21 protein-coding genes are annotated in these 22,518 nt (G+C 42.9%); all 21 read left to right on the top strand.

Annotation, left to right across the window (positions count from 1 at the left end; all coding sequences use genetic code 11):
- Positions 1 to 32 precede the first annotated feature (32 nt).
- The 21 genes from D3P09_RS27520 (at position 33) to D3P09_RS02645 (ending at position 22,518) form a co-directional block, all read left to right on the top strand.
- Positions 33 to 200 (top strand): hypothetical protein, encoded by a 168-nt coding sequence (locus D3P09_RS27520; protein ID WP_165867290.1) that lies wholly within the window; start codon positions 33 to 35, stop codon positions 198 to 200.
- A gap of 283 nt (positions 201 to 483) precedes the next feature.
- Entirely contained in the window at positions 484 to 858 is a 375-nt protein-coding gene (locus D3P09_RS02745; RefSeq protein WP_120106992.1) for a hypothetical protein, read from the top strand.
- Between the two features lie 94 nt (positions 859 to 952).
- Positions 953 to 1,696, top strand: a complete 744-nt coding sequence (locus D3P09_RS02735) for an ArpU family phage packaging/lysis transcriptional regulator (RefSeq protein WP_133304965.1) — start codon at positions 953 to 955, stop codon at positions 1,694 to 1,696.
- Between the two features lie 27 nt (positions 1,697 to 1,723).
- Positions 1,724 to 3,196 carry a hypothetical protein gene (locus D3P09_RS02730; RefSeq protein WP_120106988.1) on the top strand — a complete coding sequence of 491 codons (1,473 nt, stop codon included), beginning with the start codon at positions 1,724 to 1,726 and terminating at the stop codon, positions 3,194 to 3,196.
- A 510-nt stretch (positions 3,197 to 3,706) separates the two neighbouring features.
- Positions 3,707 to 4,714, top strand: a complete 1,008-nt coding sequence (locus D3P09_RS02725) for a hypothetical protein (RefSeq protein WP_120106986.1) — start codon at positions 3,707 to 3,709, stop codon at positions 4,712 to 4,714.
- 14 nt (positions 4,715 to 4,728) lie between these two features.
- The gene (locus tag D3P09_RS02720; protein ID WP_165867289.1) at positions 4,729 to 5,427 is read left to right on the top strand and encodes an EAL domain-containing protein; all 699 of its coding nucleotides are present in this window, start codon (positions 4,729 to 4,731) and stop codon (positions 5,425 to 5,427) included.
- Positions 5,420 to 6,181, top strand: a complete 762-nt coding sequence (locus tag D3P09_RS02715; protein WP_120106982.1) for a metal-dependent hydrolase — start codon at positions 5,420 to 5,422, stop codon at positions 6,179 to 6,181. Before D3P09_RS02720 ends, D3P09_RS02715 begins: the two co-directional genes overlap by 8 nt.
- A gap of 69 nt (positions 6,182 to 6,250) precedes the next feature.
- On the top strand, positions 6,251 to 6,655 hold the full coding sequence (locus D3P09_RS02710) for a hypothetical protein (RefSeq protein WP_120106980.1): 405 nt from the start codon (positions 6,251 to 6,253) through the stop codon (positions 6,653 to 6,655).
- Positions 6,655 to 6,987: a hypothetical protein gene (locus D3P09_RS02705; protein ID WP_120106978.1), complete on the top strand. Its 333-nt coding sequence runs from the start codon at positions 6,655 to 6,657 to the stop codon at positions 6,985 to 6,987. The genes D3P09_RS02710 and D3P09_RS02705 overlap by 1 nt, the downstream gene beginning before the upstream one ends.
- Complete coding sequence (locus D3P09_RS02700) at positions 6,984 to 9,263, top strand: hypothetical protein (RefSeq protein ID WP_120106976.1); 2,280 nt, start codon at positions 6,984 to 6,986, stop codon at positions 9,261 to 9,263. Before D3P09_RS02705 ends, D3P09_RS02700 begins: the two co-directional genes overlap by 4 nt.
- 15 nt (positions 9,264 to 9,278) lie before the next feature.
- Complete coding sequence (locus D3P09_RS02695) at positions 9,279 to 11,141, top strand: hypothetical protein (RefSeq protein ID WP_120106974.1); 1,863 nt, start codon at positions 9,279 to 9,281, stop codon at positions 11,139 to 11,141.
- Positions 11,113 to 12,969: a VirB4 family type IV secretion system protein gene (locus tag D3P09_RS02690; protein WP_120106972.1), complete on the top strand. Its 1,857-nt coding sequence runs from the start codon at positions 11,113 to 11,115 to the stop codon at positions 12,967 to 12,969. The genes D3P09_RS02695 and D3P09_RS02690 overlap by 29 nt, the downstream gene beginning before the upstream one ends.
- A 2-nt stretch (positions 12,970 to 12,971) precedes the next feature.
- Positions 12,972 to 14,093 carry a M23 family metallopeptidase gene (locus D3P09_RS02685; RefSeq protein WP_120106970.1) on the top strand — a complete coding sequence of 374 codons (1,122 nt, stop codon included), beginning with the start codon at positions 12,972 to 12,974 and terminating at the stop codon, positions 14,091 to 14,093.
- A 257-nt stretch (positions 14,094 to 14,350) separates the two neighbouring features.
- On the top strand, positions 14,351 to 16,477 hold the full coding sequence (locus D3P09_RS02675) for an FtsK/SpoIIIE domain-containing protein (RefSeq protein WP_120106966.1): 2,127 nt from the start codon (positions 14,351 to 14,353) through the stop codon (positions 16,475 to 16,477).
- Between the two features lie 194 nt (positions 16,478 to 16,671).
- A complete protein-coding gene (locus tag D3P09_RS27515; protein ID WP_165867288.1) occupies positions 16,672 to 16,815 on the top strand; it encodes a hypothetical protein in 144 nt (47 codons plus the stop codon).
- Between the two features lie 89 nt (positions 16,816 to 16,904).
- Entirely contained in the window at positions 16,905 to 18,245 is a 1,341-nt protein-coding gene (locus D3P09_RS02670; protein WP_120106964.1) for a PIN-like domain-containing protein, read from the top strand.
- A 126-nt stretch (positions 18,246 to 18,371) separates the two neighbouring features.
- Positions 18,372 to 18,782, top strand: coding sequence for a helix-turn-helix domain-containing protein (locus D3P09_RS02665; RefSeq protein ID WP_120106962.1), 411 nt, complete (start codon positions 18,372 to 18,374; stop codon positions 18,780 to 18,782).
- Positions 18,783 to 18,802: 20 nt separating this feature from the next.
- Positions 18,803 to 19,114, top strand: coding sequence for a type II toxin-antitoxin system PemK/MazF family toxin (locus tag D3P09_RS02660; RefSeq protein ID WP_120106960.1), 312 nt, complete (start codon positions 18,803 to 18,805; stop codon positions 19,112 to 19,114).
- 88 nt (positions 19,115 to 19,202) lie between these two features.
- Positions 19,203 to 19,919, top strand: a complete 717-nt coding sequence (locus D3P09_RS02655; protein WP_120106958.1) for an SAF domain-containing protein — start codon at positions 19,203 to 19,205, stop codon at positions 19,917 to 19,919.
- Positions 19,916 to 21,055 (top strand): CpaE/TadZ family protein, encoded by a 1,140-nt coding sequence (locus D3P09_RS02650; RefSeq protein WP_120106956.1) that lies wholly within the window; start codon positions 19,916 to 19,918, stop codon positions 21,053 to 21,055. Before D3P09_RS02655 ends, D3P09_RS02650 begins: the two co-directional genes overlap by 4 nt.
- Positions 21,052 to 22,518 carry an ATPase, T2SS/T4P/T4SS family gene (locus D3P09_RS02645; RefSeq protein ID WP_120106954.1) on the top strand — a complete coding sequence of 489 codons (1,467 nt, stop codon included), beginning with the start codon at positions 21,052 to 21,054 and terminating at the stop codon, positions 22,516 to 22,518. Before D3P09_RS02650 ends, D3P09_RS02645 begins: the two co-directional genes overlap by 4 nt.

The following is a 22,518-nucleotide window of genomic DNA, read 5'->3' as shown; positions in this document are numbered from 1 at the left end:
TTTCAATCATCGTTTAGAGAGGGTGAATGTGAATGAAAATTGAAGTCTTTGAAAATGGCAGCAAAAGCAAACTAATAGCTTTTCTTGTAAAGGAGAATGGCGAAAAAAGTAAATTAGTAAGCACTGATAAAGGCAGGGATGATTTGTTAAACAAAATCGATGATATGAATCTGAGCCACCTGCCAGTTGAATTTATGTAGTGTAGGGAGGCGGGTAAATGGTGTGCCAAAATCGGAAAATCATAATGGAGCATAATGGAAATTTGTTGGTTTTGAATGAAGCTGTTCAGAATTTGGGTGGTATAGATTATAAGCTAGTTTCTTATGCAATTTGGACGGACAAAGAAAAATACGAACAGGATATTCCGACCGAATTTATTCATGGAGAACAATATATTTACTGCTCCAATTATGCGATTACTGATCGGGACTCAATGATTCGGATTTTCCAACATAGATTCGAGAAATAAAAAGGGGGATACGCATGAATCATGAAGCGATTTTAAATGTGTTGAACAGTCTGGAAGTAATCGAGCAACAAGGAGGTGAGGATTCATATATTCTTGTTGCCAATAATGAGGTAAACCGCTCCAGACTGGCGGCTGTAGGGGTTCCTGCTGAAAAAATGGTCTACTACGGAGATGATGAAACTTTTTGTATTCTCGCACTCGCTTTTGGTGAAAGGTACGCTGACGAATTTGTAAATGGATATCTAATTAAGTGGGGGCCAATCGATGATAGTTTGAGATATCGCGTATTGAATGGCGATGGTACAGCAGGAGATGCAGAGAGATTACTAAGGCTATTGGAACCGGATCTATTCCAGCAATCAGAGGAGGAACAAGCTAGTCCAGCATAGAGTACGTAGTAAAGTTGTCGAAACGCTCATTATGAGCGTCTCGGAGGAATGGCTTTCTCCGACTGATGATGACAGGCCACAAGGGGGGTTGTGCTTGGAACAGCTGGCGTTGTTTGATGATCTGGATCCATCAGCGGCCTTACCTGTCCGCGGAAGGAGGGTAGAACGTATGAGGAATATTACTGTGACAGCGAGGAACATCATAGAAGTACCTATTGATTGGCTCTGTATCAGATCCCATAAGTTAAGCCGGTGGATTAGGGAATCTAATATGCCAAAGGAAGAGTGGATACAGGAACTAGAGCTCATCCATGATCATTTGAAGAAGCGCGAGCAGCTGCACCATTCCACTCATGTTTTCGAACAGTTGGAGTTAGACGGTATTCCTCACCCTGGTAAGGAGTCTTATGTCGGGATTGTAGAGGAACGCCTTCGTGAGCATTATCGCCAACGGCAAGAACGGGCATGGCTGGAACAAAGGATTAAGTCAGGAATTGACTATGAGACAAGCGTCACAGCTGTTTACGGGAATCTAGCACCAGGAAGAAGCGCTGAGCAAAAGTCAATCGTAGAGAACCATGTTATACGTTCACTCAATCGGAATGAACAGCTGGAAAAGGATTTAATGGAGCTAGAGGAAGAGCTAATGCCGCTTCAGCGAATCATTGATCACAAACTTACTTTTGATCAAAAGCAACTTGTTGAGTCGAAGTATTTTGCCAGATCAGTTCCCAAGGATGATGAATTAATCTTGAAGTTTCATGTCGGTAGACAGAAATACTATACCATCAAGAAACAGGCAATATCGCGAATAGCCTACGAATTGGGCATTTTATAGGGCGACTTCTACGAAAGGAGACGGTGTATGCTAAACAACACACAAGCAGCAGATTCCATCATAAACAAACTCCATACCCAGCCCATAAAGTTTAGCTATCGTTTCCTTAAAGCTCTATTTGATATTGAGCAGGATTATGATAATCGCGTGATTTATCGGACTAGATTAAACGGATCCGGACGGCTCGCGCATCATGTTACCAAAGCGGATCTCCAGCTTGCTACAACATTGCAGAAATTTGTTAATGTTAACGGCGAACTTGTCTTTACGAACCGTCATATGATCTATCAGCAATTAAGGGCGCTTTACGAAGCACCTGTTAATAAGGATCAGTTTTATGCAGCCTTTGAAAAGTTTCAATTCAATAGGCTTATTTCAACGTCTCCGGACTCTCCAGAAACGATAAAAGTAATTCTACATTCATACCTAGAGCCAAATGGTGATCTAGGTCGCTTTGTGTTGTACCCATCATTAATAACAAGCATGCATTTTTCTAAGCTGCCTTTATCTCACCAAAAGTTTTATTATTATGCATGCGGTCAGCAAGGGGATCAGCGAGGGAAGATTCTACAGATTAACTTTGATAGTCTTTATGAGTTGTTGCATAGACAGGAACCAGGGCATATCCGCCGTATTTTGGTTGACCTGGCTTCCCATCCATTTCAGGATCAGCAGCCACTATTAAAGGTAGGCAGAATGGAAACCAATATGTTCGGTCGACCTAAAGCTGTATATCAAGTCAATGGGGCTTTGCTGCCTTCTTATATAGCTGGAGAGCATTACCGTGAGAGCATGCCAATTAAGAAGGGTATACGGCGCCTTCTGAAGCGTCTGGAGGGCTATTTCCTCGCGTCCGGATGCGATAATGAGCGCTGGTATCAACCGGCCTTTTTGAATGAGCTGGCTGCACTCATAAAGGGCAAGAGCGAGAATTATATTAAGTACGTTATGGGGAGGGTAACAAAACTTGGACAAGGCTCACTTTACAAAGCCAGTGAGATGCTAGAGATTATCAAATCGGAGCTTTGTGATAAAGCAGCTGGCATGCGTCTTGCTATTGCTGAGAGCACTAACGTATTGAATTACCTGACAGGCAGTAAATTGGAGTTCGGTAAATCAATTCGCGATATTCCTATTGGTACATTCAGAAGAATATGTAAACAGATTCTTCCGAAGCTAGAGAAGACATATGGCAGGCCAGCAGCTTATGGCACGCTAGATTATAAAAGACCTTCTGTAGAGCTACAAGAGCTAGAAAAGGCTTTAGACTTACATACACTTCGAATAATGGCTTTTAAACAGCAACTCGATCCTGGTGCTTTCTTGGATCTAACACAAGATGCTTACCGAATCTGGCAAAGTGATAACTCCAAACCTTCAGATCTAATGAATTGGTTGGTGTGGAAGATGGACGAATTACCTAAGTGGAGGATGCATCCGGATCCGCCATCAGACTTCGATCTATTCCAATTCATTCAAACGGAATCTACCCTAACTTAGCTCTTCTGATGAAAAATCATCGGTACAAGGGCTTTTCCCCGTTTCTCCTATATTTTCTCCTCATTCATACATCTATTATCCATTCAATGCTCAAAAACGAATAATTCAAAAGATACCATTTGTTATGCGGAAGATTGAAAAAAAGCAGAAGTGATAAAATCCCATGATTGAGAGCTGCATAAGTAGTTTCTGTTTTTATTATGTTGCATTCTAAAATTGTCGGCTTTTGTAGGTAAAAGCATGTAGTTTTCTGCTTTTATTCGACAGGACTACCTATGAACGCTCCTGTAAAAAGGCATGATCTATGCTGTAAACGATTTTGACTTTAGTCGGTTCTGATTATAATCGATTTCTTCATCTTAGTTTTCATCATACTTTCTTCATACTTTTATCATACGAATAATGAGACTAAATGAGGTAAATTGATAGTGTAAGCATAATATGAAGTTTGAGAGGTCGCCTGTAGTGTGGGCGGCCTTTTGTTCTTCTCAAAGGGAGGAGGTTAACATAGTGCGTGTGGTATTGTACGGATTACAACTATCAGCTGCGAACCATTTGCAATTGCCCAATATGCAATGCGTAGCAGCTGAAGAATGGTCTGCTGTCCAAGAGCTGTTATTAGTAACAACGCCTAGTGTGTTGGTCGTACATGAGGAGGTAGCGCGAGAGGCAATAGAGTGGGTAGCGACTTATGAGAGCGACTTGTCTGTTGCTGTTGTTGCCAGGGATGGATCAGCTCATAACGTGAGACACTGGACGGCAGCTGGAGCCACATGGGTTTGGACATTGGGTTTTTGGTTGGAGCAATTAAGCCAGGCTTTCGCTCCTGCAAGACGTGAAGGCATGCAAGAGGCCGTAGAAGCGTTTAGAGGGCCGTTAGGCAGCGAAGGGGATGACGCTATTACAATAGGCGTTGCAAGCGTCTATAGCGGCGCAGGAAGCACGCATACGGCACTAAGCATAGCTCATTTCCTGGCAGACAATCATGAACGAGTTGCCTTGTGGGAAGCTGGCGAAAAACCTTGTTTCGATTTTTTGGAGTACAGCATTGGCGGTAGCATGAATCGAAAACCGAAGTTCGATCTTGGTCGTTATCTAACCGTCTTCAAATCGTCAGCTTCGTTAGAACTTGTTGAGCTGGTATCAAACGAGTACAGATACATCATTTACGATCTTGGATGCATGGACAACAATCCCCGCGGCATATCACCAATATTTACACAGGCACAAATTCCGGTGCTGGTAGGCTCAGGCAGCTTATGGCGACAACAAGAAATCCTACATTTTTGCCGCCGCCATTCTAACATTAGACAAGATAAATGGAGAATTGCACTTCCATTCATGGATCCTGCCAGCGCCCAGGACTATGCTGATTGCTTAGCGGGGCGTTTTGCAGTTGGAATCCCTGGTCACAATGATCCTGCTGTAAGACCTGCTGAGGTGGATCACGCTCTTTCTGATCTATTAGGTTTATCAGCAGCCAAAAAAGAGACTAAACGATTTTGGTCGTTCAGATGAGAAAGGAGGCGAATATGAATTTATTGCCCTTAGTATCTTTTGCAATGCGTTATCAGCCGATCTGGGATATGCAGCTGAAGCAGGTCATGGGTTATGAAGCTACAGTGTGTGGGGTACGTGGTGAGCCGGCTGCTACAATGTTCAGGCAGCACGCTCATGATATTGTAAGCTTTGATACAAAGCTTATTTGTAGAGCTGTGTATGAGGGCGTGCAGCTCCTTCAAGGTAATCAAATGTTATTTATCAATGTACACCCTAAGACGTTAGCTAAAGGGGTGAATGTACCTCTTTGGCAAGGCCAAGGTCACAATCATCAACGCATCGTTTTTGAGATAACTGAAAAAACACAAATAACCGGTGCGGTTAAAGCGGGAATGCTTATGCTGCAAAATCAAGGATTCAACCTAGCAGTCGATGATTTTGGCAAGCAATATTCGAACCTGGATCGATTACTTAACGATTGGTTTCAACCGGCTTTTTTAAAACTAGATAGGAGCTTTGTATCCGCTGTAGAACTTGACCATGCCCAACTTATTGTTAAGCATACAAGTGACTTGTGTCAAAAACTTGGCATAAAACTGATATGCGAGGGTGTTGAGACGGCGCATCAATTGGAGCTGCTGTTGGATTGTGGTGTGAGATACGTGCAGGGATACCATTTAGGCTATCCGGAATATGCTTCAGTCTATCGAGGGGGCATAGTGAATGAATAAGTCAGGGCATCTGGCTCTTGGAGTTGCTTCAGCAGCCGTAGGTTTACTGCAAATTCCAAAATCACTGTCAGCAACGGAAACAATCGTTTTTATGGCAGCGGCAGCCGTCGCAAGCTTATTGCCTGATCTTGATCATAAGACAAGTACCATGAGTAACCTGGTGCAGCTGAAGGCCAAGTATCGAAGTTTATCAAAGGTAGTAGGGGGCATTCTATTGGCTGTCGGTATCCTGTCATGGGTAATGGGGTGGGGGATGGCTGCTTTGCTTATTGGAGGCGGCTCAGCTGCTCTTGGTTTGTCCAGGCTTAGAAACATCGCGTTATTACTAGCAGGGATCACATTGCTTTACATCCACTTTCAGTTGGGGAGTCATTGGATTGTAGCAGTTATGGGTGGAGCATTATGTATTATGCCAGCGGTAAAGCATCGCGGATTTATTCATTCGCCTGAGTTTGCAGTTTTGCTCAGTATTGGATTGTATACCTTTCAACAGGAACAAACGAGTATTGTTCAGGCCGCTGCTATCGGCTTGATTATTGGCTGGTGGGCGCATTTGCTGGGCGATATATTTGGGAGGGAAGGTATTACATTCCTTGTCTTGCCCAAGATTAAACTAGCTTTAAGATGGTTTGATAATGGCGGAATCGTGGAGAAGGTGATTGCTAGAAGCCTTTGGCTTATCAGTGTGCCGCTGGTCGTATATTATCTATTGCAATCGTCTGGATCAAGAGAAATTCTAACCATCCTACAATAAAGCTAGGATAACAACCTGATTTCAGGTTGTTTTTTTTGCAATCCTACAAAAAACATAGGAGTTGATTTCATGTCATTGTGGTTAGCACTAGCACAGTTAACAGCAAATTCCGGTAAAGATGGTTGGGCAGCAAATCCAATCAAAAAATTGCGGGAGAAACTGAGTTTTGATTGGTCTATCTTCGAAGGTTTGGACTTTGTATTTTTCCTTCTGGCGATTCCGTACACCGTTATCGTCGTAGGGCTGCTGATTTACTGTGTTTGGGGTATCCTGAAATTCATATGGCAAGCGAATAAAGGCGGACGCTCGCTTAATGACAAGCCGTTTTGGATTCGCGTAGCTGTTACTATCCTCATTGTCTTCATGCTCTTCAGCGGCCTCGCATGGGATATCTTGGAGGCTATCTTTAACTGGACGAACAAACAAGACGTTACAAAAGCGGCATTAGATTTTATTGATTACGGTATCGGCTAATGAAGCTACAGGATCAGAAATGGTCAGATCAGTTCGATGTATACCCTATTGATGGTAGCGTAATCGATGGGTTGGATTGGGCAATAGTTATTGGTGGAGCGGTTGGCACAATTATTTGTGCCGCCGCTTTTTTTTACTGGATCTTCAAGCTGTTAGCTCATTTATGGGCAGCAAACGCCGGAAAGGTAGCCATGAATGATCCTGTTTTTTGGAAGAGAATGGGCATAGGTCTCATTATATTAATGGTGCTTATGAGTGGGCTATGGCTACTGATCATTGAAAGAATGTTTGATGAGATCAATCAATCACTTAAGGGGTGGTACACAAAATGATACGTCTATTAAATGTTGAACCTACTCCTGTACCTGGGCCACCACCGGTTCCCATCGATGAAGGCGACGGTGGAGGAAGTTGGTTTACGTTTCCAGATTGGACAACGATATTAGGGCCATTACCGCGCATCCTTAAAGAAGCCGGGGAAAAGATGGATCGTGTGACAACTGCCGTTAGTGACGTGATGAGCGGAAAGTTTTTGAAAGATGCCATAGATAATCTCGTTATCATATGGGCAGATGAATCCTACAGTCCTTTGTATTCTGTATTCGAGAAAATCTACCTATTCACACCCAGGATTGCGGAAATCGGGTTTGTTAGAGGTATGTGGTCAGTGATTTCCTTACTTTGTGTTATCGCTCTTATTATAGGGGCAGCTGTACTGGCTGTTAACGTTATCCGTGGTAAAAAAGACATGAAAACTTTGCTTAAATCCTTTATTGTTTGCATCGTTTCGACCATGGTTAGCTTGACCGTACTCAATATGATTAACGTCATTATTAATTGGATAACGCATATGGCGTTAGAAGGCATTATAGGAACGACTGAAATCGACTATACGTCATTAAGTGGCGAGGAAGTTCTAAAGGCACTTATCGTTGGTGTTGATATCATGATTGATCCTAGTTACGCTAGCCACACTTTAGGTGAACTGCTTGCGGCGCAAGGTGGAATTATTGCGCTGATCTTGCACACTATATTTGTTATCTTCCCTGCTTATATTATTAAGGTATTGATCATATTAACACTTATTGCAATGTCAATATTCATCGGCTTTTGGATTGCTTATAGTGCATATACAGGCAAGCTAGAAGTATTGGTAGGATACTTGAATATGTACGTGCGGACATTATTAGCTGGTGGCCTGACTTCCCTGCACTGGGCGATATTTGTTAAGGCGCAAACTGACTATGGAGCTGGTAAGGGTATTTGGTTTGAACTTGGATTAAAACCAGCTGTCGCAGCGCCAACGAGTGTTTGCATACTGATGGTCGTTCTTTTCTTCCTTTGGATCCGCCCGTTATGGCGTGCGGTTAAAGATCCGCTAACGCTAAATGGGGGCAAGGCTGTTGAATCGGTGGGCATGTGGTCTGAAAGGGCATCGAAAACGCTTCATGCAGTTGGGCAGAGATTAGGTTCTACTGCTATGCAGCAAAGGGGCCTCAACTTTTCAAAAATGGCTACACGCATGAAGGATGCCGGTAAGCGCATGCAGGAGTCCCGCACTACTTTGGGGCAAAGAGCTTTGTCCAAGATATCAGGGGGAACGTCTGAAGCGATACAGGGAGTGCGCTATGAGCAGCCTAGTAATTGGGCAGCAGAGGCAGGCACAATTGTATCAGTAGATTCTATGCCGGTTCAGTTTCAAGGTTCACAGGTTATGGCGGCGGGAAGCCATGAGATAGCGCATGCACTTAAACCAGCTGGATTTCAGGCCAGTACAATGGTTAAGGTCGCAGATAAAGAGCGCGCTGATTTCAAAAAACTGTTGGTAACGGATGATTTTAAAAATAAATTTGGGCAGTCTGTCACATATAAAGAAAGCACAGGTCAGTTGTTGATTGAAGGTAGTCAATCAAAGGCTGTTTTGCGCGAAATGCAATCAGCTCAATTTACAGTTGGCAACGTAAAAGCCGGTCATGCAAAGGATGGCTTGTTTGTCGGGAACAACGGAGAAGTTGAAACGTTATCCAGTCTGGAGCAAACGAAAGAAGCAATGAAAGTATTGAAAGAAAAACTACCCGCCTATACGAAGGCTAATCTATCAAAAGCGGATGCATCAGAAGCCCACAAGCGAATACTTAAAGATTCAGCCAGGTTTCCATGGGCCAATAAGCTGCAAATGCGAAATGACGGCCTTTGGATTCCGGAATCGCTTGTTGAACAAGTGAGGCCGGTATTAGAGGGGCTGCAAAAGACGGGCAAACATCAGGTGCGCTTGGAATTGCCTAAAGGATCTGCATTTTTGGAAAAAATGATGCAAGATTTTCAGGCTAATAGTGAGCATACCGATCTTGTAGCTTCTTTAGAGGCTAACGTTAAATTAAATCATGTTTTGGTTGAAAAAGAGAAGGTGGAGCATTTTAAGAAAGCTTACGAGGCATATCGTCGGGATCGCACTCCATATTGGGTGAATCGTAGCGGCAAAATCATGGTAGTGATTGATGGCGTGCCGGTGGAATATGGGAAGGCACCACTTAAAGGGTTGGATATGGGTTCTTTTGAAGAATTGCAAAAGGAAGCATTACGCAAACATGCGGATAAGAACCAATAGAGGGGAGAATCAAGTATGGGACGTGAGGAAGAACGGGCAAGGCATGCAGAGGCTGAATCCGAACTTCTGAGCATTCATCTAATGGGTGATGTAAGGGAAGATGCCAAAGTTTTGGGTCTCTCGCTAAAAGATATGGCATGGATAATGGGAACGACGGTGCTAGTGGGCCTCGTTCCTTTTCTAATGCCTATCGCTTTTTGGTATAAGTTTATTTGGCTAGGGTTGGTCTTCCTGTTGTCATTCGTCGGACGAATGCTTAAATGGCCTTATCGTCGCAAACGTTTATATCATGATAAGCGTTACCAGCCTTCCCATGGTACAGGAGAAACTATGGGGGATCTTCTTGGTATGAAGGAAGATGGTTGGTTTTACAGCAATAAGGATGGCAGCATTGTTCAGATCTTATACGCGGTCAAAGCGCCGCCCTGGGGAACCTCAAAATTAGGGCAAAAGAAGCAACGCATTGCAGCGTTCTCCAGCTTCATTCGAGCGTGTATAAAAGAAAATTTTATTGCTGACTTATTTGTTGAACAAATTCCAGATTTCCAACATGACATTTGGGATTCGAAGAGACTTACGGTATCCGATAGTGAAGGGATTGAACAATTAAAATTCGCTCGCATTGCGATGTGGTCTCAATTAGCGAGAACGGGTAAGGCGCAACGAACCGTTTATGTATTGCGGCTAACGATCAATAGTTTTCACGTAACGGGTCGAGAGCGTGACGATGAGCCGCAAGATCTTAACAAAAATGAGCTTAAGCGTTATCGATTCGTCTCTGAGCTTAGAGAGAAACAAAGCAGGGTGCTTAGTCACTTGGAGCAGAGTGGGCATTCCTATAGTCTCTTGTCGGGATTCGTTATACCTGAGCTCATAGGGCGGTGGTGGGATCGCAAGAGCTGGGAACGGTGGGCTGATATTCAAGGGGGATGGGAACTTGAAGGCCATGCAGAGACTGTAGAAAGCGATTCTCATATTACGGATCCTGAAGCTGAATTGGAGTCGAGTGAAGATGTAGAAAAAAAGAAAAAGGTTAGAGCAAGTGGACGGATATTGGCGGTCATTGGGAGTTTGTTACGATCAGCAATTTCTAAGTTCAAACAATTGAGGCTGGTTACCGGTAGGAAATCGAACAAGAAAGAAGATGCTGATACAGCCGCTGAAGATACGTTGTTAGAAGGTAACGGAGAAATAACAATAGCAGCTGATACGGAGCAGCCTGCATTCGACCTTGGTCGAATTACGCTATTAACATCTCCGATGCCTTCCGGAAAGACATTCTTGGCCGTGAATGTCGGAGTTGTGAAGAGTTCTCACGAATTACCTATCCATATTGTGGATCTCTCTCCAGACCAGGGTTGCAAAACGGCACTGAATCCATTGCCGATATCAAGTGCTAATGCTCATTGGCAAGCGTATGTTTCGCGTCATGCCCCTGGGTTAACGCTTTGGTTACCTAGTCTGGATAATTTGCCTGGTACAAAAGAAGTTGTGAGTTTTATAGAAGAACTTGCAGTTAATGCGCCGGTTATCGTGGATATGCCTTGGTCTTATCCGGATCGGATTAATCTTATGAAGCTTGGTGAGGCTGTAGCAGTAGTAGATAGCGACTATCATCATTGGCTGCAATGGGAGAAGTCGAGTCGAGTTTGGGAAGGAAGCGTTTGGTTAAATCAAGTGGATAAAGATATGGATAAAGCTATGCGGAGTTTAATAAAGGAAAACGGATGGATTCCGAATAAAATACATGCTTTCCCATACTTATCAGACGCGCGTAGATGGTTGTTTCAAGGCTTACCACCTACAGCAGATATGACAATGCGAGAAATGTTTATAGGGGGGGAAATGCATGCTAGAAGCGTCTCAACGATTAATTGAATCATGGAGGAAGAGCAAATCCCACATTGTTGTAAACGGCGGTTTAGATGGGCGGGATGAAAAGAACGGTCATTATGTCCGTGTTCTTATGATTCGAGATTTTCCGCCTATGCTGCTAACTGGATATTTAGATATGCTCGATGCAATGGTAACCGCAGAGGGGGCCACCCTACGCAAAAACATTAGGTATGCAAAGAGTGATGCTAAATGGGGCTGGTCGATGAAAAACAAGTTAAATCGATTGGAAAGGAATGTCAAGGCCGCACAGGATTCTGGAGATCCGGAGCGTAAAGCGGAAGCAGCGGCGAGAGATACGATTCTGGCCCTTCGAGATGCCGCATACAAGGAAGAACGGAAGCTAGTTGATGTTTTTACTTTCCTAACAATTTCTGCTCCAAAAAAGCACCAGCTGCATGCGGCAGAAGAGAAGTTAAGATCATGGTTTGAAGATGTAATGGGCTCACTAGATTCATTGGAGCGTGAGCAGCTTGAAGCCATGAAGCAGATGAGCCCAGTTGCAGATCCCAACACCCCTAGCAGCCAATTTTTTAATAAGCAACATTATGGGCGCGTAACAACGGATGAAGTAGCAGCTCGCACTTATCCATTTACAAGAGGATCTTTCAGCGATACGCAGGGCCTTTACTTTGGCAGGCGAACAGAAGACGGCGGATTTTGTTTTATTAATCTTTGTGATCCGGATGATCCAAGAGCACAGAATATAACCGTATTTGGTAAAACAGGCCAGGGCAAATCGTTTTTCATGAAAGCTTTGGTGGTCAGTATGCTCGAAGAAGGTATACATGTTTTTGTATTTGACCTTGATGGGGAATGGCGGGATCTGTGTGAATATGTTGGTGGAGTATACGTCGATCACACAGCCGGCACAGGTCGCTACTATGAACCACTAACCATTATGCCGCCTCTTCCCGAAATTGATGAAGACTGTATAACCTTCAATAAGTCCCGTCGCCAACAAGCTATTGATGCGGGAGTACGCACTTTCTCGTTATTGGCAAAGGGGTTGACCAACAATGAAACGTTTGAGGCAGGCGAGTCAATTAAACGTGTTTTTGATTCCGCTGGTATAGATCCGGAGGATATCACAACTTGGGATGCTCCTTATTCGGGGCCAAGACCAACCATTCACCGGGTTTTTGAGGATCTTGAAAGTGAAGCTAAACATAATTCAGATGCAAAAAGTTTGTATGACAAAATAAAGATCTATTTTATCGGCATTTATAATGGACTATTCGCCATTGAGGAACCTTTGGAGTTTTCGAAGGCGAAACTAGTAGTCTATAAAGTTGGGCTAGGTCAGGTAAAGGATAGCGAAGTGAACGATGAAAGAGCCCAACAAGCGCAGCTCAAAATGAGCATGGCAATCGATGCGGTAAATGCAAACATACAATATTTGAAATTCCAAGGTGCATATTTTTCGGCGGCGCTAGTAGATGAGGGGCAAAGACAAACTCAAAACCCTGAACTACGGAGCGCTATTTTTAATTGGTATACGGCTATCCGGAAATGGAATGGCATGATGATCCTGGGATCCAATACGCCAAGTATTATGCTCGATACAGCTGAAGGACAAGGGATGTGGGAGAACACCAACACCAAAGTTTACTTTTATATGGAACAATCGGCTATTCGAGCGCTCACCCAACATTCTGATATCCCCTATGAGATTCAGGCGAAGATTTCAGAAAATGAAGATACAAACCGGTTTGTTCTGGAGTACCATAAGCGCTATGACGAATTGCTTATGCAAGTACCGGATGCTGAAGCCAGGCTTTATAAGACTCGCGGCCTGAAGTCGGCGGGGTAAATATGAGTGCTATTGATAAGTCGTTAGAGGTTCTGGAGAAGGTACAGAAGGCGCGGCGATTGTATAAAGGGATAACCCTCCTTTTCTCTTCAAGTACCTTGTTAATTGCCCTTGCCGTAATCATTGTTGTACTGCTTTTGATTATCTTGCTCATTCCATTCATCATCTTTGGTGAGGAAGAGAAAATGAGATATGATCCTTCAATGGCGCGATGGGGATGGATGGAGCCCAAATTTATTGATACGGATGGCAGCGCCTATGTTTGGCCCGTACCAACAATATCGAGAATCACCTCATATTTTGGAAATCGGGACATTGGGGAAGGCGCGGAGAATCATAAAGGCATCGATATTGCAGATGGTGCGGCGAATACGGAGCTTGTTCCAATCTATGCGATGGCAGCCGGTAAAATAATTGATGCAGGGCCAGCTGTAGGGTATGGACAAGTAGTAATTGTTGAGCACGAAAATGAGCTGCTATCGGTCTACGGTCATTTAGATTGGCGTATGGAGGTTAAAGTAGGCGACACAGTAGAAAAAGGGCAGCGGATTGGACGGATCGGGGCCGGTAGAGTAGGGCGCTCTACCGGCCCTCATTTGCATTTTGAGATCCGTTTACTTGGGGTTAAGGTAAATCCCCTCGATTACGTCAAACCTCCTTCAGCCGAGCGTTATATGCCTCTCGAACTGTCATATCGTCCAATGCGAGTAGATGTAACCTTAAAGTATCTCAAATCTCGCAATTCTGCTTTGGCTACAGAATCAATCCTGCAAATGATTGATCGGGCTGGTAAAGAGCATAATGTAGATCCTCATTTTTTGGTGGCGATTACGGGGCAAGAACAGTCATTTGTTCCCGCTAACAAAAAACATGCGGATCTCATAGCTCGAAATCCCTGGAATGTCTTTGGTTGCTGGTGCTCAGGAAAAGGTGCGCAGCTCACAACTGAAGAATCAGCGCTAATAGCAGCAAAAACAATCGTTAAGCTATCTCAATCAAGGCCGGCTCATGTTGATCCGGTCTATTGGCTTGTATCCAGGGATAATCCTCATGGTTACTATGCAGAACATACAGGCTGGTGGATCGGAGTTAAAAAATTCTATAAAGCAATTTTAGAGGAGTGATCAGGCGATGGTTAGTCTCATATTGATTGTTGTTGTCGTGATTTTCGTAGTCAAAAAATTTGTAATCAACTTTGTTATTCCGAAGTGGATCTGGACAGCATTGTTACTATTCTTAGTTGTAGTTGTGATTTATAACCCTCATAGTGTATGGTCATTTATTACGACTGAAGCTAACAAATGGTACCCCGTGTTAGAATCCGGAGCAAAAACCTTTATGGACGGAATACGTGGGTTTATTGGGCAAATGGAGCGAAGTCATGGATAAGCAGGAGCACAATAAAAAAGAGAGCTACCCTAAATCATATTGGCAAGTGATGAACAGGTTATTTGGGATTATTGCTGCTGCATTGCTTGCAGCTTATTTTTTGCCAGATGTACCGCCCAAGGTGCGTGAGCATGCATATTCATACCTTGTAACCGTAATCCAAATATGGACTTTTATCGTCGCGCTGCCCTGGTTAATCGGTAAGTTGTGGTCGAATAGAGAGTTGATAAAAGTACGATTACTACGAAATCGCTCACCCAAACTTTCAAGCCAGGATCGTATGTTGAGCGTGAGCGTGAGCGGTGCTACAGCCAGTATGAGCGGTGAGCGGAGCGCGATCATGGGCAAGGGAGGGTTACCGGCAGCGGCTCTTATAGAGCCGCTTACGGCGTTACCGATTAACCCCAATCCGCATCCCCGTTCAGCTTTGACCATGAATACTGCGGGAGCGGCTATTTCAACTGCTTTACAACTTGCTGAGTTTGCAGTTGAAGAGGATGTAACCGTCCTAAATGTGGAGGCAGGGCCAGTATTACAGATTGTGTCGTTTCAACTGCCGCCCAAGGTGCAATTAAGTAAACTGGCAAGTAAAAAAGATGATATTGCCAATCATCTTGGCCCACAACTTGGCTTTGATGTAACAGCGGCTAAAGATTTTAAAAGCGCGGCATCTTTTGTAATTCCACATGATATACAAGATCGTGCTTTTGTTTACATGCGCGATATTGCCCAGGAGTTCCTAGGATTTTCTTCTAAGGCGGTTTTGCCGGTTATATTCGGCAAGGATATTCGCGGTAATCCAATACTATATGACTTGGCTAAAATGCCGCATTTATTAGTCTGTGGTGCAACCGGATCTGGCAAATCGGTATTTGTAAATACGCTGCTCACCTCATTGACAAGTGTACGGACTCCGGATGAAGTGAAGCTGTTGCTGATCGATCCTAAGCAAGTAGAGTTTGGGATTTATAAAGGGCTACCTCATTTGCTGACAGCACCGGTTACGGACATGCGAAAAGCAATTAAAGCTTTTGGGAATGTCATAACTGAGATGGAACGGCGTTACGAGCTATTTGCAAGTACGGGGACGAGGAATTTAAGCAGCTATAATTTAAAGCATCCTCAAGACAAGCTACCAAGCATAGTCGTTGTGATTGATGAATATGCGGATTTAATGCTGGTGGCTGGTGACGTTGTTGAGGATGCTGTGCAGAGAATTACACAGATGGCGCGAGCTGCTGGCATTCACCTTATACTTGGTACACAAAGGCCAAGCGTCAATGTAGTCACCGGCACAATAAAAGCAAACCTACCCTCCAGGGTAACGTTCAAGCTTCCAAGTCCGAAAGACTATATGACGGTACTTGATCGAGGAGCTCCGAAATTATTGGGCTTTGGGGATGGGGTTTGTATGGTACAAGGGGGAGACCTCCAGCGTTTTCAGAGTGCAACGATAAGTATAACGGATGGAGAGGATACAGGTTTTATAGAGAGGCTTATCAAGCATTGGAAGGGGATGGGGTCCGTGAAATCTGCAAGCGCTCAGGAGTGGACAATTGAGGATGATGAGTTGAGCTCATCGCAATTGAAATATGCGGTGGCTGAAGAAGAAGAAGTGCCATGGGAAGTACCCGATGATGATGGTCAAGTTAAGCTGAAAGTACCATCAAATGCACGTAGTAGCAGTTCTGAAGGGGATCCTTACGATCAGGCATTAGAAATTGTTTACCGTGAGGGTGGATTTTCAGTATCCACCATCCAGAGGGAATTAAGAGTCGGTTTTTCGACAGCGGCGAGTTGGGCGGAAAAAATGATGGAGGCGGGAATAATTGGGCCGTTCGATCAAGAAAAAAAATGGAGGCCGCTGCTGCAAAAAAATGAAAGGACAGAAGAGGAGCTGCTTGATCAGTTAAGGAAATATATTTGCGAAACAAAATCCACAAGAACATCAGAATTGCGCGAGCAATTATCTATCCGGAAGGAGAAAGTGTCTGAGCTGATGCAGCAGCTCGTACAGGAAGGCATGTTAGATTCACCTACAAGCACAAGGGCTGGCTATACAATTGCCTGGACTGAAGATCAAATTCAGGAATACTTATCTTCCATCGGGGATGATTAGTTCCCAAAGGATTAGTTCCCAGGTTGAAACGATTTAAGATTGCCTGAAAACCCTTGCTATTAAGCCTTTTTTAATGTTCGATAGTCAGGAACCAAAGTGGGAACTAATAGACAAGGAACTAATATATATTGCAGCACAGGGGACTTATGGAAATTGATTTATTCTTGTGTTAGACTATCCGTGAGGTGATCCGTATGGATTCGAAAGATATCAAAGAGCGTTTACAAGAAGCGAATGAACGCATCGACCAAAAAAGTGAAACCTTGTGGCAAAAGGCAGAACAGAATTTAAAAACGCTTGAAGAGGATTACAACCGTAGAATGGGAAGCGAGGAGTAAAAAGAGATCGAGCAACACGTTGCCCTATCTCTTTTTTTATTCTCAGTTTGCAATAAATTTTATAGTGATTTTTATTAGGAGGATTACGTTTGTTGGAACAATTCAGGGGATTTATAGGTTATACAGACGAGGAATTTAAGGTGCTATGGGAAAAAGCAATTATTGTAGTTGATACAAATATTTTAATCAACTTTTATAAATATACATCAAAAGAATCTACCAGAAGCCTGTTAAAGATTTTGAAAAAATTAAAAGAGACAAACAGATTGTGGATCCCTCATCAAGTAGCACTTGAATATTTCTTTAACTATGAAGCAAACATGTCCTTACAAAAGGAGGGCTATGCTTTATTAAGCAAGGAATTAATAAAGCTAAAGGATGAAGCTACAAAAGTATTAAGTACAGTTAAAAGTAAGCATCCCTACATAATGACTGAGAAATTTCATTTTTTTGTTGATAGCATTGAGCAATCAAATGAAAGACTCCAAGAACAGCTAGAGGAAGAGATATCCCAATTACCAGACTCTAATGCAATTCAACAGGAAATAATAAAATTGCTAGATGGCATTACTGGTGATTCGTATTCACAAGATAGAATTAATGAAATTGAGAAAGAAGGAAAAGATAGATATCAACATGATGTTCCTCCAGGATTTAAAGATAAAGAGGATAAAGACAAACAAGGCTTCAGAACATATGGTCAATTTAGGTATCAGCAGTTGTATGGAGATTTAATTGTATGGAATCAAATTATTGATAAAGCAAAAAATGAGGAAAATCCAACACCAATTATTTTAATTACAGAAGATAGAAAAGAGGATTGGTGGGACAAAGATGGTCAAAAAATTAAACGACCTCATCCTCACTTAATTCAGGAGTTTCTAAATAAAACACAACAGAAGTTCTATATGTATAGAACAGAGAATTTTGTAAGAAATGCTATGGTATATCTAGGAGCAGATGTTACAGAGGAGCAATTGCGTGAGGTGAAAACAGAAGTCGAAAATATAAGAATGGTTGATGAGCTAAAGATCACGAAGGTTAATATACTAAAAGGAATTAACATGGAAAGTATTCTTGGTTACTTAAATGAAAGTGAGAGAGAAGCTTTTCAGGAAATGGTTACTTATCCTGATGGTTTTCGATTTGATCTGACAGCAGACTTTAATAATGTTCACAAAGCTAGTAAATGGGCTAAAGATATTGCTTTACCAAGAATGGAGATGTGGCTTCAAAACCAAATTGCTCATCTTATGTCCTTAGATGAGGACTACGGTCTTCAGGCGCAACTTCTTTTTAATTCACTTCCTGAGGATCCAGATGTAAGAGTAATAAGCCTTTTAAATCAAATTGAATCAATACATAAAACAATTGAGTATTTTAGTTTGTTTCCATATGCAAAAACAATGGGCGGCGTGAAAGAGAAATAGATTAAAAACATCATACTTTTTTCATACGATCTACTTGCTAAAATGTACTATCCTAAAACTATAGATAAACCGAATTGAATGGTCGCCTGTATAGGCGGCCTATTTTTATGAAAAGGAGGGACGGTGTTGAGCAACGAGTACTCATCGATGCAAATCTCAGAGCAATTAGAGATACCTGAAAGTACTTTACGCCGATGGTGCAAAGGACTTGAAGAGGAAGGATTCAGCTTCAAGCGTACCCGTAACAGAAGGCTCTACGGTGATCGTGAGCTAGATGTTTTACGTGAGCTTAAGCAGCGAATGGCAATTCCTTCAGCGCAACTGGAAACGGTGTGCAAAGAGGTCATGTCTACAATTGTGGTGATTGAGACTACAGCAGCTGAACCTTATGAAAATGAAAAGCGTGAGCGATTCGAGTCTTTGTTGCTTGCTCTTGCTGATAATTTGTATTGGAGCAATCCACAGTCAGTAGTAAGCGAACTCACAGAGGCTTACTTTGAAATGGAGGAGGGAAGAAAAAGGGACAAGCCCAATTAGCTTGTCCCTTTTTTACATCTATGTATTTAAACCGGGGCGACGTTTATTTGGTTATGTATCCATTCGATGATGAGGCAAAGGAGAAGCTTAGACCAGGGATCATATTGGATACTCGTGATCAGCGTTCAATTGTTATCAAGGTGACCTCGCACGAGGAACGATGGGGTGGCAAAGATTTAGTGATCCGTTATTGGAAAGAAGCTGGGCTTGATCAACCGTCAGTTGCAAGGTGTGCTCACTTTGTTCCTTTACACCATGATAAAATTCAGCGATTTTTAGGGACTTTACATCCCGATGATTTACTAAATGTTTTGGAGCAGTTTTATAGCTGAAGGGGTAAGCGCTCATGTGGGTGAGTGTGATCATGAAGCAATGAGCGCATGAGCGGATAGGACATCATTTACGAGAGGTGATCAAGAAATGGGCAAGAAATTAAACAGGATTTTACTCTATGGCGTAGTCATGCTATTGGCTTTGGTATCGCTATTTATGTTGGATACTCGCTGGTCAACCGTCATTGACACACAGGAGGTTTTGAAAGCATCCCGCCAGATTAAGCCGCATGAAAAGATTGGAGAAGCTGACATTGTAATAGATCGCATTAAAAGGGATCAAGTCATTCCAGGGGCACTAGGCGTTGAGAGGCGACACGAACTAATCGGGAAGGAGGCGTTGCAACTAATCGAAACGGGTGACCAATTTACACTGAATCGAGTAGACAAGGAATCCCTTCTAAAGTCGCCAGATATGAGAATTGTAGAAATACCGGAGAAGTGGATTGTATCTGTCCCAGGAAGCTTGCGGCGTTTAGATAATATTACGGTTTATGCGGTTCCAATCGAATCATCGAAACAAACTCATATCGACCAAGGTGAATTTGGCGTTCCTGTCGTGCCGAAACTATCTGAAAAAGTGCTAGAGGGTATTGTTGTTGCTTATTACAAAGATACTGGATCCAATGAAGTGCAAAGTGTGAGTGAGCAACAGAATCCGAACATTAGGGATTATGCAAATGTTCGGGGGAGCCGCTTGGAACTACAGTTAAATGACCAGCAATTGAGCAAGCTGACTTCGTATGTGGATAAAGGCTATCAATTTATTATTGGATACGGTGGGGAAGAGGTGACGTTGAAATGATCGTAGGGTTTCTTGGTCAGGATGAGCGCTTATGTGATGAATTGTTAAAAATTCAAGGGGTAAACATCGTGTATAGCTACCCCGCTAGTGCCTACATTGATCGTATAACACAGCTCCAAACATGCGATATTATCCTGATTTCAGATCGGGATGTTTCACCATACGAACTAGGCGAATGGAAAAAACGCTTTGAAGGAAGCAGACTTATTTACTTGTTAAGCTATCATGTGGATCTAACAACAGTGGCAGATATCGAAATGGTATGTAAGAAACATGGAATAACGACGCTGCCGCCCAAGCGCACAAGTGAACAGCTTGCTGCCGAAGTAGCTAAGATCTTCTTTGATTCGACGAACATTGCTCCTGGCGGAAAAGTTATTACTTTTATCGGCGCACTAAGCCAAGTAGGATTAACAGCTACCGTACTATCACTAGCAGAAACGCTGGCACAGAACACTTCTGAAGTTAAGGTGGGTGTGCTGGGGTTTAATTGTGCCAATCCAGGCGATGGTTTTCTATCCTATAAGGGTAGTTATCTGAATCAGCTGCATGCTCAATCAGAAGTGCTCTCAGCTGAAGAGCTTGTAAGTAATATGCACCGGCACGATTCGGGATTCTGCTATCTTGCGGGTAATACGGATTTAACGAAAAAGTATCGTTATCCTAGCGAATCGGCACAGCATATTATCCAGGCAGCAAAAGAGGCGTTTGATCTTGTTCTTATTGATGCCGGTGAAGCAGTAGACAATAACCTATGTTTACAAGCTCTGATGCATGCCGATATGAGGGTTTTGGTCACAACAACACAACCAACAGCTATTATGCAGTGGAGACGACAACATGAAATGTTGCAGCTGGTGGCCCCAAACCTATCATTCATGCTCCTAATTAACAAAGGGGATGCTAATGGGGGGAAGAGTATGGAACAACGATTGAAAATGCCACTCCTGGGATGGATTCCTGCAATTGCATCTGGATACGAATGCGAGTTGGAGCAGCGCCTATTGACAACTACGGATTCGGTAAAGTATTCAGAGCAAATTTTTCAAATTACCAAACTCATTCAAATACGCTTCGATTTTGAAGCAGTCAGCCAGCAACAAAAGAGTAGTTGGTTTAGGAGGCTCTGGAAATGAGTAAATGGCTGGAGAAAAACTATAGTGTTGCTGATCATGCAATGCAATCACCGGTCACGAAACCAAATTTAAATGAGAATCCTACACCAAAGCGGCAATTGTTGCCAGCTATCACTTTTCAAGCGGCTTGTGAAGCTGTGAAAAAGTATTTTAAAGACAAGCATGCTGCTTTAAAGGAAGAAGATCTGAAGAAGTGGCAAAATCTCCAACATGATGCGGTGCTTGGGAATCCTTCAGCTGTAAGTTTCTTTTTAGAGGAGATTGAGAGTTTTATTCAGCGAGAGCGAATTTTCCTTGAAGTTCCTAAATCATATGCCTCTCTGACTGAAGGGCTTTTTCAAGAAACATTTGGTCTTGGGATAATATCTGCTTGGTGGAAACATCCAAAGTTTAATCAGTCTCAATCAGCACGAATCATAGGTACGAATGTTTATTTTGATATCCCTGGTGAAAAAGCTTTACAGCCTTACGGATACGACTCGCTATTGGACGTGGAAACAATAATAGAAAAAATCCGGATGAAAGATGAGTTTGCGAATATTAGCAAATTTAAGCCAAAGCTAGAAATTGATATGGCGGACGGTACGAGGGTCATGATTATGATACCGCCAAGAGTACGGCAGCCTGTTATTGTATTCCGGAATTATACGCTGCCTAGACCAACGTTAGAGCAGCTGGCCCGAAATCAAACAATGAGTTGGGATATGGTTCCGATTACCGAAGCAATAGCTAGGGCTATGGTTAATCTTGCGATACTGGGCAAAGTTCGAAGTGGCAAATCGACATTGCTCAAGGCATTGTTTGCATTGCGATACCGCGAAGGGCAAGTAGCGGTGAATATTGAACGTACACATGCTGAGCTTCGTTTAATAGAATCACATCCAGACGCGCAAATTATCGAAATGATCGCTAAAACTGAAGAAGACTATGAGGAAATCTTTGATCAGGTTCTTCGTTCAGATTATCATTTTTGTGTCATATCTGAACTTCGAAGCCTGGAAGCAGAAATTTATAACGTATCTTCAGAGCGTGGCGAGGGTGGATCTATGACAAGCTATCATACAGATCGTGTGAAAAATATGCCTGGTCAAATTGCGCGGTTAATCCTTCAGCGCTATCCATCTAGAAAATATGAAGAAGAGCTAATTCGTGTCGCAGAGAATCTGAATATTGTTTTTGTTATGAGGGAGCTGCCTGGCGGAGCTAAGCGCCTGGACAAAATTTGCGAAATTCAACTTGATTCATATTCGTTGGAGGTAAGCGTACATGATATTATACGCTGGGATTCAAAACTGAACGATTATACCTATAACAATGGATTGAGTGAGCGCACAAAAAAGAAAATGATCGAGACAGCTCCAGAGCACGCGGAAATTGCATTTAATGCTCTAAAAAGACTAGCTGGAGAAAAACCCATGATCGGGGATTGCGTAGAAGTTGCACTTAGCCATGTCAGAAAATAG

The sequence above is a fragment of the Paenibacillus pinisoli genome, from assembly GCF_003605435.1.
GTDB lineage: Bacteria > Bacillota > Bacilli > Paenibacillales > Paenibacillaceae > Pristimantibacillus > Pristimantibacillus pinisoli.
This window is presented reverse-complemented; position numbering and strand designations above follow the sequence as displayed.